Raw genomic sequence first — 15,569 nt, forward strand, 5'->3', positions numbered from 1 at the left:
GCGGCTTTTCCACAAAGCGGGTGGTGAGGACGGCCAGGACAATCGACGCTGCGACGATGCCGAGGCCCTGGGTGAGGTTCGGCGCCTCGACGCCGGTGGCTGCGAGCGCCAGCACCAGGACGGGCCAGTGCCAGAGGTACAGGGCGTAGGAGTTGTCGCCGAGGGCGACGGCGGGGCGGCTGCTGAGGATCCTGTCCACGCCGAACCGGCTCCCGGTCTGCCCGGCGACAATGATGGCGGCGGCGGCCAGCGTGGGCCACAAGGCAACGTAGCCCGGGAACGAGCGGTCCACCGTCAGGAGCAGCCCACAGGAGACCATGGCGACGAGCCCGGCCCAGCCCAGCACCACCCGCACTCCCTTGCCGGGCTTGAGGTAGGGCAGCGCCAGGGCCAGCAGCGACCCCAGGGCGAACTCCCAAAGCCGCGCCCGGGTGTCGAAGTAGGCATAGGCCTGGTTGGTGGCCGTCTGCTCCACGGAATACGCCAGTGAGGCAACGAACAGTGCGCCGAAGACGAGCGCCAGCAGGCCCCGGTAGGTCACCCCGTTAAGCCGGCGAAACCCGCGCAGAGCCGCCAGTACCCCCGCGGTACCCGCGAAGATCAACGGCCAGAGGATGAAGACCTGCCCCTGGATGGACAGGGACCAGAAGTGCTGCAGCGGGCTCGCCCCGGCGTGGTCCTGCGCGTAGTAGTCAACGGCAGCGTCTGCCAGGAGCCAGTTCTGGCGGTACAGGAGGGACGCCCACGCCTGGTCGAGGACCTCGGGCCAGCGCCCCTGGGGCAGGATCAGCCAGGTGCCGGCCAGGACACCGAGGATGACCACGACGGCGGCGGGCAGCAGGCGCTTGAACAGGTGCAGCCAGTGCGCCAGGAGCCCGAAGGGAGCCCCGGCCTCGGCTTTCCGCACGAAGGACAGTGTGAGCAGGAAGGCCGATACCAGCAGGAAGATGTCGACGCCGCCGGATACCCGGCCCAGCCACACATGGTAGGCAACCACCATCAGCACGGCCAGTGCGCGCAGGCCCTGGACCTCGGGGCGGAACGTGGCCTTCCGTGGGCGGCGGGTAGCGTTGCGGGCCTGGCCGGGTGTCTCCTGGGTTTCCACAATCGACACTTAAACCCCTCAAATCCCCGGCTGGCCAAAGCCTTAAGCCTACGCACCGGCTGCAGCCAAGGCGAATCAAACTATGCTGGGCCCAACCAGCGAAGGGAGCCGGAGTGATTGTCCAGGTGCGCATCTGCGTCCCCGCGGAACTGTCGGAGGTGACGCTGCGGACGTGCCGGGAGCAGGCGGGAACGGCCGAAGTGGCGCTGCTCCGCGGCGGCTCGGTGGTACCGGAGGGCGACCTGATCGAGGTCCACCTCCCCCGGGAGTCAGTGGAGGAGCTGCTCGAGAAACTCGAGGTCCTGAAGGTGCAGGAGGCGGGCTCGATCGTCGTTTCGATGCCCGAACTCGTCCTGTCCCGCCGGGCGGACGATGCGGAGCGGGCCGCCCCGGGCGACGGGGCGGACGCTTTGATCTGGGATGAGGTGTCCCGCCAAACGGGTGAGGACTCGCGGCTGACCTGGTCCTATCTGGCGTTCCTGGTGCTGGCCACGCAACTGGCGGCGATCGGCATCGTGAACGATTCCCCCATCGCGATCGTCGGCGCCATGGCTGTGGGTCCGGAATTCGGTCCGCTGGCTGCCCTCGCCGTGGCGCTCGCCCGCCGGCAATGGGCGCTGGGCCGGCGCGCCGCCCTGGCCCTGGCTGTGGGGTTCCCGGTCGCCATGCTGCTCGCGGCGCTGTCAGCATGGCTCTCGGTTCCCCTCGGGCTCTTTCCCCGCAATACCCTCGACACCGGATCCGCCGTCGAATTCATTTACCATCCCGGGCCGTATTCGCTGATCGTCGCGGTGCTGGCCGGAACCGCCGGAATGCTGTCGGTCATCGGCCGCCGTTCCGCGGCACTCATCGGCGTTTTCATCTCGGTCACCACTGTCCCGGCGGCGGGGTATGTCGCGGTGGCCCTGGTGCTGGGTGAGTTCCAGAAGGCGGCCGGTTCCGCGCTGCAACTGCTGCTGAATTTGGTGGGCATCGTTGCAGCCGCCGTGGCGGTCCTCCTTTTCTATCGGTTGGTCACCCGGCGGCTGCCTGAATCGACGGCCCGGACGCTTAGGCGGCAGCTGCGGCGGACCCGCGGCTGATCCCGCCCTGCGCCGTCTGTCCGGCGTGGGCTATTACCCCTGCGAGGTACCGTGCGTCCCGGCCCACCCCGGGCAGGGTGGCGGACGCCGCCGCGTACAGGAATTCCTGGCCCAGGAAGAACAGCCCGGGCGTATCAAGGGCGACGCCGCGGTGCTGGCGTGGCAGCGCGCCGCCGTCGAGCAGCCCGGGATCGATCCAGCTGAAGTCGTTCCGGAAGCCTGTGCACCAGATGACGTTGGCTGCCTCCAGCCTGGTGCCGTCCGCAAGGATGGGCTGCCCATCCTCCACGCCGGCCATCCGTGGCACGAGACGTACGCCCGCGGCGGCCAGATCCTTGGTCTTGGTCCTGATCAGGGGCGTGGCGTGTGTGGTGAAGGTGGGCGCAACCTTCCGGCCCACGGGGGTCCCGAGGGTGAGCACATGCAAGCCGAGGAAGCGCACCACGGGGAGGGCATAGCGGGCGGCGGCCCGGCCGTGCTTCACCGGAAGTTCACCGGACGGCTTCCCTGCAACCGTCGTGGGGTGCCTCCGGCCCACCTCGAGGGCGATCTCCGCCCCGGAATTTCCAAGCCCCACCACCACCACTGGACCGTCCTGCAGCTGCCCGGGATTCCGGTACTGGCTGGAATGGAGCTGGACCGTTGACGGTGCCAGCTCCGCTGCGAAGCCGGGAACCTTGGGCGCCTGGCTCACCCCGGTGGCCACGACGGCGTTGCGTGCTTCCCAGCGGTGGCCGTTGGCGGCAGCAACATAAAGGCCTCCTTCGCGCCACAGGCGTTCCACCCGCGTGCCATGGATGACGGGCAGGCCGTTCCGTTCGGCGTAGCCCTCAAGGTAGTCCGCCACCTCATCCTTGGTGGGGAAGGACAATGGATCCGCCGGGAACGGTTCGCCCGGCAGGCCGTCGTACTTGGCGGGGGTGAACACCCGCATGGAGTCCCACCGCTGGCGCCATGCGTCGCCGGAGCGCTGGTTGGCGTCGAGGATCAGGAAGTTGCGGTGCTGCTCCTTCAGGTGGTGGCCGAGGGTCAGGCCGGCCTGGCCACCACCAATGATGATCGTGTCCAGCATGCCGGTCACGTCGTTGCTGTTCATGGCTGTGCTCCTGTTGTACTGGTTGGGATGCCTGCTGCTGAACCTTCCCGCTGCCCTGCCCTGGAGTTCCCGGTACCGGCGCCCGTTTCCCTGTAGCGCAGCCACCATGCCAGCATCAGCGCGGAGGCGAGGACGTAGGCGAGGTGGAGGACCCAGATGGGCCCGGCCGGGAGGTTGAAGACGTAGACGCAGTGCACCGCGTTGGCCAGGTTGCTGAGGACCAGGTTCCCCAGGCTGTAGGAAGCGAGGTCCCGTGTGCGTGCTGCTTTCACCAGCATCGGCAGCATCCCCACGGCAAACAGCACCGTGGAGAGGGTGCCCGCAAGGAGGGGAATGTTCATGCTTTGAGGCTATGGGCGCAGCTGCACGGTCCGCGTCGGGCAAACCATGCATTTGCCGGGCGGAGCGAATGGGTAATTTTGCGCAGTCGGTTCAGGGGGCCAGGCCGTGCTCGAAGGCATACCGGGTGGCGGCAGCCCTCGAGGAAAGATCCAGCTTCAGGAAGATGTTGCTGATGTGCCGGGCCACTGTCTTCTCGCTGAGGAACAGCGCGGCAGCGATGGCACGGTTCCCCTGCCCCGAGGCGACGAGCTTCAGCACCTCCGCTTCCCGGGCGGTCAGCCGCCCGGGAGTACCGGCGTCGTCCTTCCGCATCAGCGAGGCCGTCCAGGCGGCGGCGGGCACAGCCCCCAACCCCAGGAATTCAGCATGGGCCGCTTCGAACTCCATTCCGGCCGACGTTTCGTCGCCGAGATCCCGGCAGGCCTGGCCGATCAGCACCCGGCACCGGGCAGCCTCATACGGAACCGCGAGCCCCAGCCACAGCTGCCAGGCCTGCCGAAGCGCTTGCGCGGCACCTCCCGAATCACCCTCTGCCAGCTTCACCGCGCCATCCGCCTGGCTCGCGACGGCCCGCACCATCGGCCTGGGGCAGTCGCGGGCAAAGGCGGCCAACTCTTCTGCGGCCTCCCGGGCCGCCTGGACGTCCGGCACGGCCAGTTCGATGTCCACGAGTGCCGGCAACAGATGCCGGCGGGTGGCAGTGTTCGCCAGACCGGCGGCCCGGCGGATCATGGTTTGGGCCTGCTTCGCGTCCCCGCGGGCAAGTATCAGCAGGGCAAGGCCCGGCTGCGGTTCGTACCCGCTGCCCGCCGCCTGGGTGAAAGAGACCTGTGCCGCGTCCAGATTGCCCGTGAGCCGCTGCACTTCCCCCTGCTGGTAGTAGCCTCCGTACAGCGCCTGCGGATCACCCCTGCCGGAGCGTTCCTGGGCCGTTCCCGCCGCGGCGAGTGCTTCTGCCCAGGCTCCATGCAGCCGGAAGATTTCTGCCCTGTGGGCCTGGCACTGACCGCTGAAGGGAACCATGTCAGGCCTGGCCGAGCACCACCGGTCCAGGGCAGCCGTCCACTCCATGGCCCGTTCCAAGTCAAATGCCACCTGGCAGTTCCCGATCACGGCGCAGTAGGCAATCCCGGACGGCACGGCAGACAATTCCCCCGTAGTGACAGCCACCATCACCTCATCGAACATCCGCAGCCCCTCCTCGGGACGGCCCAGTTCAAGGGTGGCCTGGCCCCTGCCCAGCAGGGCGAGCGCGGACAGATCCCTGTCCTGGAACCGCTGGCCAATTTCTGCGGCCCGGGAAAACAGCATCAGGGCGCCCTCTGGGTCGCCGCCGTAAAGCTTGCCCAGGCACGCCGGGATCAGCAGGAAGCCCTGGACGGCATCCGGCTCGGGAAGTTCATCGGCCAGCCGCTGCCCCCGTGCCAGCCATCCCCCGGCCCGTGCACTTTCGCCGGTGTTCATCAGGTGCAGGGCCATCCAAGCGGCACATCTGGCAGCCCCCACGATGTCGCCTACCACCAGGTACTCCTCGTGGGCCCGGGTGAGCGATTCAATCCCAGTGGCGGCGTTGCCGGTCAGGATCTCCGCCGTGGCCAGGCGCTCGAGGTCAGCGGCCGGAAGCCCGCCCTGCCGGTCGGCATCCCGGAGGCTTTCGAAGGCTTCGGTCCAACGCTGCTCGCGGAACGCCGACCGGCCCTGGTCCAGGCCCGTCTCAGCTGTCACCTGGCCTCCTCTGTGGATACCACCCCCGGCCGGCCCGCCGCCGTCATTGCTTGCGGACTTGCCTAAGCGCCACGCTACGCCCGCGGAACAGCAGTGACAACGCCCTGGCTCGCGGAGGAGCTAGGGGCGCAACAGCGCGCGGAGGGTCTGGATGGTGTCTGCCTCCGCCGCGGGCTTGTCGTCGCGGTAGCGCTTCACCCGCGCGAACCGGAGGGCAATGCCGCCCGGATAGCGCGGAGACTGCTGCACCCCGTCGATTGCCACCTCCACCACCGTGACGGGTTCCACCCAGACGGTCCCCGCCGTCCGCCGCACCTCAAGCTCCTGGAACCTTTCCGTCTGCCAGCGCAGCAGCTCATCAGTGAGGCCCTTGAAGGTCTTGCCCACCATGACGTAGGCGCCGGCCTCGCCGAACTCCCCCTCCGGGTCGAGGGCGCCAAGGTGCAGGTTGGACAACAGCCCGGTGCGCCGGCCGGAGCCCCATTCACAGGCGAGGACCACAAGGTCGTAGGTGAGGACGGGCTTCACCTTGAGCCAGTTGGACCCGCGCCGGCCCGCCGCATACGCCGATCCGATAGCCTTCACCATCACACCCTCGTGCCCGGCCGCGAGCGCATCACGCGACACTTTCTCGGCAACTGCCGCATCAGCGGTGATCTCCCCTGGAATCCGGTGCCCGGGCGCAATGCCTTCGAGCACCCCGATACGGGTGGACAGCGGCTCGTCGAGCAGGTCTCGGCCGTCGATGTGCAGCACGTCGAAGAACCAGGGATGCAGCACCGTGGCGCGCGCCGCGTCCGCCCCGAACCGGGACATGGTCTCCTGGAACGGGCGTGGCCCGCCGTCCTCGTCGAGGGCAAGCGTCTCGCCGTCGAGGATCACGTCGCGCACGGGCAGTCCGCGCACCACCTCCACCACCTCCGGCAACCGGTGGGTCACCTCGGCGAGGTTGCGGGTGTAAATGCTGACATTGTCCCCTGCCCGGTGCACCTGGATGCGTGCGCCGTCGAGCTTGTATTCCACGGAGGCCTCCCCCGTGGCCACGAGGGCTTCCTCCGCGCTGCCGGCAGTCGCGGCAAGCATGGGCTGCACGGGCCGTCCGACCACAAGGCCGACGGCGGCAAGCTCGTCTGCGCTGCCGGTCAGCGCCAGCAGGGCGGTCCCGCCGAGGTCGCCGGAAAGCATGGCGGCGCGGCGAACGGCGTCCACGGGCCGGTCTGCGGCGCGGGCAACGGCATCGGTCAACACCCCCTCCAGGGCGCCGGTCCGCAGTTCACCCAGCAGCACGCCGGCGATGAACGCCTGCTCGCGTGCCGTGGCCGCGGCCATCAATGTACGGAGGATGGCTGCGCGCTCCGCGGCAGATCCGGCACCCGCCGTGGCCAGCAACCGGTCCAGCGCATCATCCAGGTCCCCCACGGTGAGGCTTGGTTCGGCTGCCGGCTCCCCCTTGACCGCTGCAAGGCCCCGCCAGCCCACGCCCACCCGGCCCTGCCGCGGCTTGGCAGTGAGCAGGCCCACCGCCGTCGGGATCTCCGCTGCCTCGAGCCGGCGCAGCAGCCCGGCAAGGGCCTGGACCTTCGCCAGCCGGGAACGGGTCGCGGCGACAGCTTCCGCGGTTTTTACGAGCTCATCGAGCAGCATGCCACCAGTCTGCCACGCCCGCCAGCAGCACTGGACAGGGCCGCGGACCAGTTCCACAATGGGCGGATGGGCATCATCGTGGCCAACCTGTTCATCACCCTCGACGGCGTCTACCAGGCCCCCGGCGGCCGCGAGGAAGACACGGAAGACGGGTTTTCCTTCGGCGGCTGGCAGGCGCCTGTGTCCGACGACGAAGCCGCCGCCTCCATCGGCGCCGAGATCAGCCGGATCGATGCGCTGCTCCTTGGCCGGAAGACCTACGACATCTTTGCCTCCTACTGGCCGCACCAGTCCGGCGAGATCGGCGACGCCCTCAACCGGGTGCCCAAGTTCGTTGTCTCCAGCACCCTGACAGACCCGGACTGGGCCGGCACCACAGTCCTCCCTGACGCCGAGGCAGCGGGCAGGCTACGGGAGCAGTACCAGCAGGTGCACATGTTCGGCAGCGGCGCCCTGATCCGGTCCCTGCTGGCGGCCGATGTGCTGGACCGTCTCCACCTCTGGCTCTACCCGGTGGTCCTCGGCCAGGGCAAGCGCCTCTTCGATGCCGGAACCGTCCCTGCCAGCTTCCGCCTCACCGAGCCCGCGCGCAGCTTCCCCAAGGGATCGGTGTCGCTGGTATACGAGCGTGCCGGAGATGTGCAGACGCAGGAGATGGACGCTACGTAGCGTCCGGAAAACAAAAACCGGCCCAGCGGATGCTGGACCGGTTTTTCGACTGCAGGGCCCACGCCGTCAGGGTTCCCTGACCGAGCGAAGCGAGGTGAGGGAGACGGCGGGGATGTCAGTGGCTGTGGCCTGCGTGCTCGTCCTCATCGGCGGGCTTCTCCACGACCAGGGTCTCGGTGGTGAGAACCAGGGCGGCGATGGAGGCCGCGTTGCGGAGGGCTGCACGGGTGACCTTGACGGGGTCGATGACGCCCGCCGCGATCAGGTCCTCGTACTCGCCGGACTTGGCGTTGAAGCCGTTGTTGGTTTCGAGGTCCGCCACCTTGGAGGTGACCACGTAGCCGTCGAAGCCGGCGTTCTGGGCGATCCAGCGCAGCGGCTGCACGAGGGCGCGGCGGACGATGCCGACGGCAGCCGCGGCGTCACCTTCGAGCGCGTTGACGGCAGCGTCCTCGTCCAGTGCCTTGAGGGCGTGGATGAGGGCGGAACCGCCGCCGGCCACGATGCCTTCTTCGAGGGCAGCGCGGGTGGAGGACACGGCGTCCTCGATGCGGTGCTTCTTTTCCTTCAGCTCAACCTCGGTAGCAGCGCCGACCTTGATGACGCCGATGCCGCCGGCCAGCTTGGCCAGTCGCTCCTGGAGCTTTTCACGGTCCCAGTCGGAGTCGGTGCGGGTCAGCTCGGCGCGCAGCTGGGCAACGCGTGCGGACACGTCCTCGGCCGAACCGGCACCGTCCACGATGGTGGTGTTGTCCTTGGTGACGGTGATGCGGCGGGCGGTACCCAGCACCTCCAGGCCAACGGTGTCCAGGCTCAGGCCCAGTTCGGGGGACACAACCTGCGCACCGGTGAGGGTGGCGATGTCCTGCAGCATGGCCTTGCGGCGGTCGCCGAAGCCGGGGGCCTTGACGGCAACAACGTTGAGGGTGCCGCGGATGCGGTTGACGATCAGCGTGGACAGTGCCTCGCCCTCGACGTCCTCAGCAATGATGAACAGCGGCTTGGAAGCCTGCAGCGCCTTTTCCAGCAGCGGCAGGAATTCCTGGATGGAGGAGATCTTGCCCTGGTTGATCAGAATGAGGGCGTCCTCAAGGACTGCTTCCTGGCGCTCCGCGTCGGTAACGAAGTACGGGGAAAGGTAGCCCTTGTCGAACTGCATGCCCTCGGTGAGGACCAGCTCGGTCTGGGTGGTGGAGGACTCCTCGATGGTGATGACACCATCCTTGCCCACCTTGCCGAAGGCCTCGGCGAGCAGTTCGCCGATTTCGTCGCTCTGGGCGGAGATGGCGGCAACGTTGGCCACCTGGGTGCCCTCGACGGGGCGGGCGTTCTCCAGCAGGCGGGCGGCGACGGCCTCAACCGCAACCTCGATGCCGCGCTTGATCTGGCCGGGGGCAGCGCCGGCTGCCACGTTGCGCAGGCCCTCCTTGACCAGGGCCTGGGCCAGGACCGTGGCGGTGGTGGTGCCGTCACCGGCAACATCGTTGGTCTTGGTGGCTACTTCCTTGGCCAGCTGCGCGCCAAGGTTCTCGTAGGGGTCGTCCAGTTCCACTTCGCGGGCGATCGTGACGCCGTCGTTGGTGATGGTGGGAGCGCCCCACTTCTTGTCCAGGACGACGTTGCGGCCGCGGGGGCCGAGCGTCACCTTGACGGTGTTGGCGAGCTTATCGATGCCGGCCTCGAGGGACCGGCGGGCAGCGTCGTCAAACGCAAGCTGCTTTGCCATGGTTTTGTCCTTTCAAAGACAGAAACCCCGCACCGCCGGCCAGCATAAGCGTGGCCGGCAGCACGGGGATCCGAAAGAGTTACTTGACGACGATCGCCAGGACGTCGCGGGCGGACAGCACGAGGTACTCGGTGCCGCCGGTCTTGACTTCGGTTCCGCCGTACTTGGAGTAGATGACGACGTCGCCGACGGCTACGTCGACCGGAACGCGGTTGCCGTCTTCGAAGCGGCCGGGGCCTACTGCAACAACTTCGCCTTCCTGCGGCTTCTCCTGGGCGGAGTCCGGGATGACCAGGCCGGAAGCCGTGGTCTGCTCGGCTTCGAGCGGGCGGACAACAATACGATCCTCAAGAGGCTTAATAGAGACCGACACTCGGACCTCTCCTTTTCGTCAGCAAATTCGTGGACTGGAAAGCTTTCCGCCGTAGCTGGCAAACCGTCGTCGCGGTGCCGGCAGCAGCCTGGCTGGCAGCTCTTCATGTGTTAGCACCCTCCTAGGGAGAGTGCTAATGAAGACTCTATGTAAGGGTTAGCACTCGGTCAAGGCGAGTGCCAACGTTTCGTCGTGGGCGTACGGGTTCGGGAACGCACGACGACGGGCGGCGGGGCCCGGGACCGGCGCTCCTACCGGCCCAGGTCGTCGAAGCCGACGTCCTCGCCGCCGTCGGCCCCGGCGCCGCCCTGGCTGCGTCCGCGGACGAGCACCCAGCCGGCCGCCGCTGCGGCGAGCACCGCGGTGACGAGGAAGAAGATGCTCCCTGCGCGCGCGCCGTCGTACAGCCCGCGGATGTCCCGGGCTTCCTGCGTGTCATCGGAGATGTTGTTGCCGCCCACCGAATAGACGGTGGCGTTGAAGGTGTCCAGGAGGAGGATAATCACCAGCAGGGCGACGCAGACCACGGCCACCACCGATGCGGCGATCAGCACCGGGCGGGCGTACCTGGCGAACCCCTGGGTCCTGGGCTGCTGTTCGCCGGACGGCCCGGAGGCTGCGCTCTCTTCCATGCTGTCAACCCTATCGGCATCCCGGTGCGTGCTCCTCCACTAGGCTGGAACCCATGGCTCACGCTCCCCATGACCAGGTTGGACAGGACCAGACCGCACAGGACCAGATTGCACCGCTGCTGACCCCCGAAGGGTGGGATTTGCTGGCGTCCCTGGGCCCTTACCGGGACGGGGACTCCTTTGCTCTCAATGCGGCCCTGCGGAAGGCCGGGCATCCGGCCGGGCTGGTGTCGGCGGTCCTGACGCAGTCGCGGCTCCGGACCAAGGCGGAGGCGAAGTTCGGCGAGTTCGCCCGCCAGATGCTCTTCACCCAGGCCGGCCTGGAGCAGGCCACACGGCTGAATGTGGCGGCGCACCATGCCAAGCGGTTCGCCGCCGCGGGGATCAGCCACGTGGCGGACCTGGGCTGCGGCCTCGGCGCCGACTCGCTGGCACTGGCCTCCCTGGACGTGGCCGTCACCGCCGTCGAAATGGATGAAACCACCGCGGCCTGCGCCACGGTGAACCTCATTCCGTTCCCCAACGCCACGGTGGTCCACGCCGACGCCGCGGCGGTGCCGCTGGACGGCATCGACGGCGTCTGGCTGGACCCCGCGCGCCGCGTCACCTCCACCTCCGGCACCAAGCGGATCTGGGACCCCGAGGCTTTCTCCCCGCCGCTGTCCTTCGTAGAGGCGCTGGCTGCGCAGGGCAAGGCCGTGGGCGTCAAGATGGGCCCCGGCATGCCGCACGACTCCGTCCCCCAGGGCTGCGAGGCGCAGTGGGTGTCCGTGGCGGGCGACGTCACCGAGGTGACGCTGTGGTTCAACGCGGTGCGCAGGCCCGGCGTTCGGCGGGCCGCCCTGGTCCTGGGCCCCCAAGGGCCCGCGGAACTCACCAGCGGTGAGGACTTCGGCGCAGGCCCGCAGGCCCCGGTGGGCCCTGTGGAAGGCTACCTGTATGAGCCCGACGGCGCCGTCATCCGGGCCGGCCTGGTGGCCGACGTCGCGCTGGAACTCGGCGGGCACCTGGTGGATGAGCACATCGCCTACATCTGCGCGCCGGAGCTGCGGGACACGCCGTTCGCCAGGGCCTACAAAGTGCTGGACGTCATGCCGTACAACGTCAAGGCGCTCAAAGCCTGGGTCAAGCAGGAGGGCATCACCGTGCTGGACATCAAGAAACGCGGCACGGCGGTGACGCCGGAGGAACTGCGGAAGCAACTGCTGCCCGGCGGAAAGAACGGCGGGAAAAACGCCAAAAAGGGCGGCAAGACGGCCACCCTGGTCCTGACCCGCATCGGCGAGGACCGGGTAGCCGTCGTGGTGGAACCCGTGTAGCCCCTACTGGGCGCGCATGAACTCCTCGGCCGCCCGCACCTGCTCCGGCGTGGGCGTCACCCCCGTGTACAGGACGAACTGCTCCAGCGCCTGGATGGTGGCCACCTCGGCTCCTGTGATGACCGGCTTGCCCGCGGCACGGGCCGCCTTGACCAGCGGCGTCTCGGCGGGCAGCGCCACCACATCGAAGACCACCTTCGCAGCCTCGATCGCTTCGGCCGGAAAAGACAAATTCTCAGCCTCCGCTCCCCCTGCCATACCGACAGGCGTGACGTTGATGATCAAGTCCGCCGTCCCGCCGTCGAGCGCTGGACGCCACGTGAAGCCGTACTGGTCCGCGAGCGCCCGCCCGGTCGCCTCGTTCCGGGCGATGACGGTGACGTCGGCGAAGCCGCTGTCGCGCAGGGCCGCCACCGTCGCCTTGGCCATCCCGCCGGAACCCTGCACCAGCACGGAGTAGTTGGTGGGGACCGCGTTGCTGGCCAGGAGCTGCTCGATAGCCGTGTAGTCGGTGTTGTACGCCTTGAGGTGCCCGTCCGTGTTGACGATGGTGTTCACGGAATCGATGGCCTTGGCGGAAGGATCCATCTCGTCCACCAGGGCGATGACGTCCTCCTTGTACGGCATGGAGATGGCGCAGCCGCGGATGCCCAGGCCCCGCACGCCGGCGATGGCCTGTTCCAGGTTGGTGGGGGCAAACGCCTTGTAGATCCAGTTCAGGCCCAGCTGTTCGTACAGGTGGTTGTGGAACCGGGTCCCGTTGTTGCTGGGACGGGCGGAGAGCGAGATGCAGAGGGTCATGTCTTTATTCAGAATGGGCACCTGACCATTAAAGCGCTCCCGCCGGCACTGGCGGTCCCAAGGGGTCAGGCGCAGCCGGTTCCCGCTGCATAGGGCCCGACGGCGGCGGGCAGCTTCCCGGGCGCGGGCGCCTTTCCTGCCAGCACGGCGGCCAGCGCGTCGAAGGCGGCGTCGCTGCGGCCGTAGAGCGCCAGTTTGACGGGCGCGGTGGAATCCTGCAGCGGCCACGGCGCGTCGAGGGCTACGGCGATGTCCCCGCCCGCAGGTTTCCCGCCATAGCCGATAAGGCTCACCAGCGGGCCGGAACCGACGGTGAGCCCGGCACGGGCGGCGGCGGCCTCGAAGCGTTCCCGGTCCCCCGGTCCCCCGCCGGCCACGCGCACCGAGCCGGGGACCAGCGCCCCCTTGCAGGGACCGGCCAGGACCGTGACGGCCGACGCCGACACCCGGGTGGACAGGGCCGCTCCACTGCCGGCCGGGGCGCCTGCGCCCGGCGTCCCCGCCGCCGGCGTGGTCCGGGCGTGCCAGGTCATCAGCGTCGCCACCCGCCGGGCCGCCTCGTCCAGGCGCGCGGCGGGGAGGCTGCCGGCCGCGAGGGCCTGGAGGATGGCGGCGTGGGCCTGCTCCACATCGGCGGGCATCAACAGCAGGTCGGCGCCGGCGGCAAGGGCCTTCACCGCGGCCGTTCCCGCCGGATACTGCTTGTCCACTGCGCCCATGTTCAGGGCGTCCGTCACCGCCACGCCCTTGAAGCCCAGGCTGCGCAGTGCCGCATAGTTTGGCGCCGAGAGCGACGCCGGCACGCCGGGTTCCAGCGCGGGCACGGCGATGTGCCCGGTCATGGCGATGGGCAGTCCGGCCGCGGCCGCCGCATGGAAGGGTTTCCAGTCCCTTGCCTGGAGCGCGTCGACGCCGGCAGGCTGGACGGGCAGGCTGAGATGGGAATCCGCGGTGACCGAACCGTGCCCGGGAAAATGCTTCACGGTGGGCATCACTCCGGCGGCCAGCATTCCCTGGGAGAACGCCACCCCCTGGCGCGCCGCGGCGGCCGGATCGGCCGACATGGAGCGGGCGCCGATCGTGGGGTCCTGGGGTCCGGCGGTGACATCGGTGTCCGGTGCGAAGTCCAGGTTGAAGCCCAGGGGCACCAGCTCTCCGGCCAGGCCCTTGCCGGCTTCCCGGGTCAGTGCCTCATCGCCGGCCGCCCCGTAGCTCATCGGCGCCGGCCATTCGGTCAGCGGCGCACCGAGCCGCGCCACCATGCCGCCTTCCTGGTCCACGGCGATGATCCCGGGCCAGCGGCGGCCGTCGGCGGCAACTGCCTGGAGCAGCCGCTGGTTCAGGGCAGCCATGGCGGCCATGTCCACTTGCCCCTGCGTGTCGCGGGGCACGTTGTCGCCCATGATGATGGAGCCGGCCAGGTGCAGGCGCCGGATGAGCGCCGCCTGGGCCTCCACCTGGTTTCCCTTGAAGAACGGGAGCAGGACCTGCCCGGCTTTTTCCTCGGGCGTCATGGCTGCCACGGCCGCGGCGGCCGCGTCCTCGTCCCGCTGCTCGGGTCCCCACCCCAGGGGCCGGGAACCGGGATCAGGCGACGGGGAGGCGGAAGGTGGTGCCGGCGTCGTGCTTGCCGAAGGGGTGGGCGACGCGCCGGTGGAGGGCGCGGACGACGGCGGGGCCGCGCTTGGGGAGGCGGTGCAGGAGGCCAGCGCCAGGGCTGAGAGGGCCAGGATAACGGGGAGGGGTGGGGCCGGGCTGTGACGCAGGTACTGGAACGAAGCCATCAATACGATGCTACCCCTGCACTAGACTTGAACCACCCGTTCGCCAGCCGGCGCAGCCTGTGAGCGGCACCAGCCAGCGGCAAACCGGACAGTTAGGAAGCGTGTGAAGATCGACTTCGCGTCATCGAGGCAGTCAACCCTCGGTGTTGAATGGGAGCTCGCGCTGGTGGACGGGAAGACGGGCGAGCTCGCGTCCGTGGCCAACCAGGTGCTCCGCGGCGTCGCCTCCCGCCACCCCGAACTCAACGAAGACGACGAGCATCCGCACATCAAGCAGGAACTGCTGCTGAACACGGTGGAACTGGTCACCGGCATCTGCGAAACCGCGGCGGAGGCCAAGGAGGACCTGAGCCGTTCAGTGGCTGCGGTCCGGGAGATCACGGACCCCATGGGTGTTGAGCTGTTCTGCGCCGGCAGCCACCCGTTCAGCCCGCCCCAGCTGCAGCCGGTGACGGACAAGGAGCGGTACGCCAAGCTCATCGACCGGACCCAGTGGTGGGGCCGGCAGATGGTGATCTACGGCGTGCATGTGCACGTGGGCCTCGACAGCCGGGACAAGGCCCTCCCGGTGCTGGATGGCCTTGTCAACTACTTCCCGCACTTCCAGGCGCTCTCAGCGTCCAGCCCGTTCTGGGGCGGCGAGGACACCGGGTACGCGTCGCAGCGGGCTCTGATGTTCCAGCAGCTGCCCACCGCCGGGCTGCCCTTCCAGTTCAGGTCATGGGAGGAATACGAGTCCTACGTCCAGGACATGTTCACCACCGGCGTGATCGACACCATCTCGGAGATCCGGTGGGACATCCGGCCGGTGCCCGCGCTGGGGACCATCGAGATGCGCATCTGCGACGGCCTGGCCACCCTGGAGGAAGTGGGCGCCATCGCCGCCCTCACCCAGTGCCTGGTGGACGAGTTCTCCACCATCCTGGACAACGGCGGGACCATTCCCACCATGCCGCCCTGGCACGTCCAGGAGAACAAGTGGCGCGCGGCCCGGTACGGCATGGACGCGATCATCATCCTTGACGCGGCGGGCAAGGAGCAGCTGGTCACGGACCACCTGCTGGAGACGCTGAACCGGCTGGAGCCGGTGGCGGCGAAGCTGCGCTGCTCCGACGAGCTTGCGGATGTGGAGAAGATCATCCGACGCGGCGCCGGCTACCAGCGGCAGCGCCGGGTGGCCGCAGAGAACGGCGGGAACCTGCAGGCCGTGGTCCTGGACCTGGTCAAGCAGATGCGCAACGGCCCCACCGCCTGACTTGCTGCGTGTTTCG

The 15,569-nt window shown here is 68.8% G+C and carries 14 protein-coding genes; 4 read left to right on the plus strand and 10 right to left on the minus strand.

All coding sequences use genetic code 11. From position 1 onward, the window contains the following. A partial coding sequence (locus tag AC3IMC_RS07235; RefSeq protein ID WP_490918091.1) for an acyltransferase family protein occupies positions 1–1,105 on the minus strand: 1,105 nt, incomplete at its 3' end. A gap of 113 nt (positions 1,106–1,218) precedes the next feature. On the opposite strand from AC3IMC_RS07235, the gene AC3IMC_RS07240 reads away from it, so the two are divergent. Next, positions 1,219–2,187 (plus strand): DUF389 domain-containing protein, encoded by a 969-nt coding sequence (locus AC3IMC_RS07240; protein WP_490917718.1) that lies wholly within the window; start codon positions 1,219–1,221, stop codon positions 2,185–2,187. Here the strand turns inward: AC3IMC_RS07240 and AC3IMC_RS07245 are convergent. From AC3IMC_RS07245 to AC3IMC_RS07260, 4 genes are all read right to left on the minus strand, one after another. Continuing rightward, positions 2,156–3,283, minus strand: a complete 1,128-nt coding sequence (locus tag AC3IMC_RS07245) for a flavin-containing monooxygenase (protein ID WP_490917719.1) — start codon at positions 3,281–3,283, stop codon at positions 2,156–2,158. The two genes, AC3IMC_RS07240 and AC3IMC_RS07245, sit on opposite strands and share 32 nt — an antisense overlap. Continuing rightward, positions 3,280–3,624 carry a hypothetical protein gene (locus AC3IMC_RS07250; RefSeq protein WP_490917720.1) on the minus strand — a complete coding sequence of 115 codons (345 nt, stop codon included), beginning with the start codon at positions 3,622–3,624 and terminating at the stop codon, positions 3,280–3,282. Before AC3IMC_RS07250 ends, AC3IMC_RS07245 begins: the two co-directional genes overlap by 4 nt. A 91-nt stretch (positions 3,625–3,715) precedes the next feature. Then, complete coding sequence (locus tag AC3IMC_RS07255; RefSeq protein ID WP_490917721.1) at positions 3,716–5,350, minus strand: helix-turn-helix transcriptional regulator; 1,635 nt, start codon at positions 5,348–5,350, stop codon at positions 3,716–3,718. A 120-nt stretch (positions 5,351–5,470) separates the two neighbouring features. Beyond that, positions 5,471–6,994, minus strand: a complete 1,524-nt coding sequence (locus tag AC3IMC_RS07260) for an ATP-dependent DNA ligase (protein WP_490917722.1) — start codon at positions 6,992–6,994, stop codon at positions 5,471–5,473. Between the two features lie 66 nt (positions 6,995–7,060). Between AC3IMC_RS07260 and AC3IMC_RS07265 the strand changes: the two genes are divergently transcribed. Further along, entirely contained in the window at positions 7,061–7,663 is a 603-nt protein-coding gene (locus tag AC3IMC_RS07265; protein ID WP_490917723.1) for a dihydrofolate reductase family protein, read from the plus strand. A gap of 115 nt (positions 7,664–7,778) precedes the next feature. Here AC3IMC_RS07265 and groL read toward each other — a convergent pair whose 3' ends face one another. From groL to AC3IMC_RS07280, 3 genes are all read right to left on the minus strand, one after another. Beyond that, positions 7,779–9,389, minus strand: a complete 1,611-nt coding sequence (gene groL, locus AC3IMC_RS07270) for a chaperonin GroEL (RefSeq protein ID WP_490917724.1) — start codon at positions 9,387–9,389, stop codon at positions 7,779–7,781. A gap of 79 nt (positions 9,390–9,468) precedes the next feature. After that, the gene (gene groES / locus AC3IMC_RS07275) at positions 9,469–9,762 is read right to left on the minus strand and encodes a co-chaperone GroES (protein WP_003805290.1); all 294 of its coding nucleotides are present in this window, start codon (positions 9,760–9,762) and stop codon (positions 9,469–9,471) included. A gap of 251 nt (positions 9,763–10,013) precedes the next feature. Beyond that, positions 10,014–10,394, minus strand: coding sequence for a hypothetical protein (locus AC3IMC_RS07280; RefSeq protein ID WP_490917725.1), 381 nt, complete (start codon positions 10,392–10,394; stop codon positions 10,014–10,016). Between the two features lie 53 nt (positions 10,395–10,447). Between AC3IMC_RS07280 and AC3IMC_RS07285 the strand changes: the two genes are divergently transcribed. Further along, positions 10,448–11,713 (plus strand): THUMP-like domain-containing protein, encoded by a 1,266-nt coding sequence (locus AC3IMC_RS07285; RefSeq protein ID WP_490917726.1) that lies wholly within the window; start codon positions 10,448–10,450, stop codon positions 11,711–11,713. 3 nt (positions 11,714–11,716) lie between these two features. Here the strand turns inward: AC3IMC_RS07285 and AC3IMC_RS07290 are convergent, their stop codons facing one another. Then, entirely contained in the window at positions 11,717–12,535 is an 819-nt protein-coding gene (locus AC3IMC_RS07290) for a shikimate 5-dehydrogenase (protein WP_490917727.1), read from the minus strand. Between the two features lie 44 nt (positions 12,536–12,579). Next, positions 12,580–14,028, minus strand: coding sequence for a glycoside hydrolase family 3 N-terminal domain-containing protein (locus AC3IMC_RS07295; RefSeq protein ID WP_490918092.1), 1,449 nt, complete (start codon positions 14,026–14,028; stop codon positions 12,580–12,582). 373 nt (positions 14,029–14,401) lie between these two features. On the opposite strand from AC3IMC_RS07295, the gene AC3IMC_RS07300 reads away from it, so the two are divergent. Further along, on the plus strand, positions 14,402–15,553 hold the full coding sequence (locus AC3IMC_RS07300; protein ID WP_490917728.1) for a glutamate--cysteine ligase: 1,152 nt from the start codon (positions 14,402–14,404) through the stop codon (positions 15,551–15,553). Positions 15,554–15,569: the final 16 nt, after the last annotated feature.

Source organism: Arthrobacter sp. E70 (assembly GCF_058266945.1).

Bases quoted from the DNA above. Each gene is read 5' to 3' on its own strand.
- AC3IMC_RS07245 (WP_490917719.1), bottom strand. From the start codon at position 3,283: ATGAACAGCAACGACGTGACCGGCATGCTGGACACGATCATCATTGGT.
- AC3IMC_RS07250 (WP_490917720.1), bottom strand. From the start codon at position 3,624: ATGAACATTCCCCTCCTTGCGGGCACCCTCTCCACGGTGCTGTTTGCC.
- AC3IMC_RS07260 (WP_490917722.1), bottom strand. From the start codon at position 6,994: ATGCTGCTCGATGAGCTCGTAAAAACCGCGGAAGCTGTCGCCGCGACC.
- AC3IMC_RS07265 (WP_490917723.1), top strand. From the start codon at position 7,061: ATGGGCATCATCGTGGCCAACCTGTTCATCACCCTCGACGGCGTCTAC.
- groL (WP_490917724.1), bottom strand. From the start codon at position 9,389: ATGGCAAAGCAGCTTGCGTTTGACGACGCTGCCCGCCGGTCCCTCGAG.
- AC3IMC_RS07280 (WP_490917725.1), bottom strand. From the start codon at position 10,394: ATGGAAGAGAGCGCAGCCTCCGGGCCGTCCGGCGAACAGCAGCCCAGG.
- AC3IMC_RS07285 (WP_490917726.1), top strand. From the start codon at position 10,448: ATGGCTCACGCTCCCCATGACCAGGTTGGACAGGACCAGACCGCACAG.
- AC3IMC_RS07295 (WP_490918092.1), bottom strand. From the start codon at position 14,028: ATGACGCCCGAGGAAAAAGCCGGGCAGGTCCTGCTCCCGTTCTTCAAG.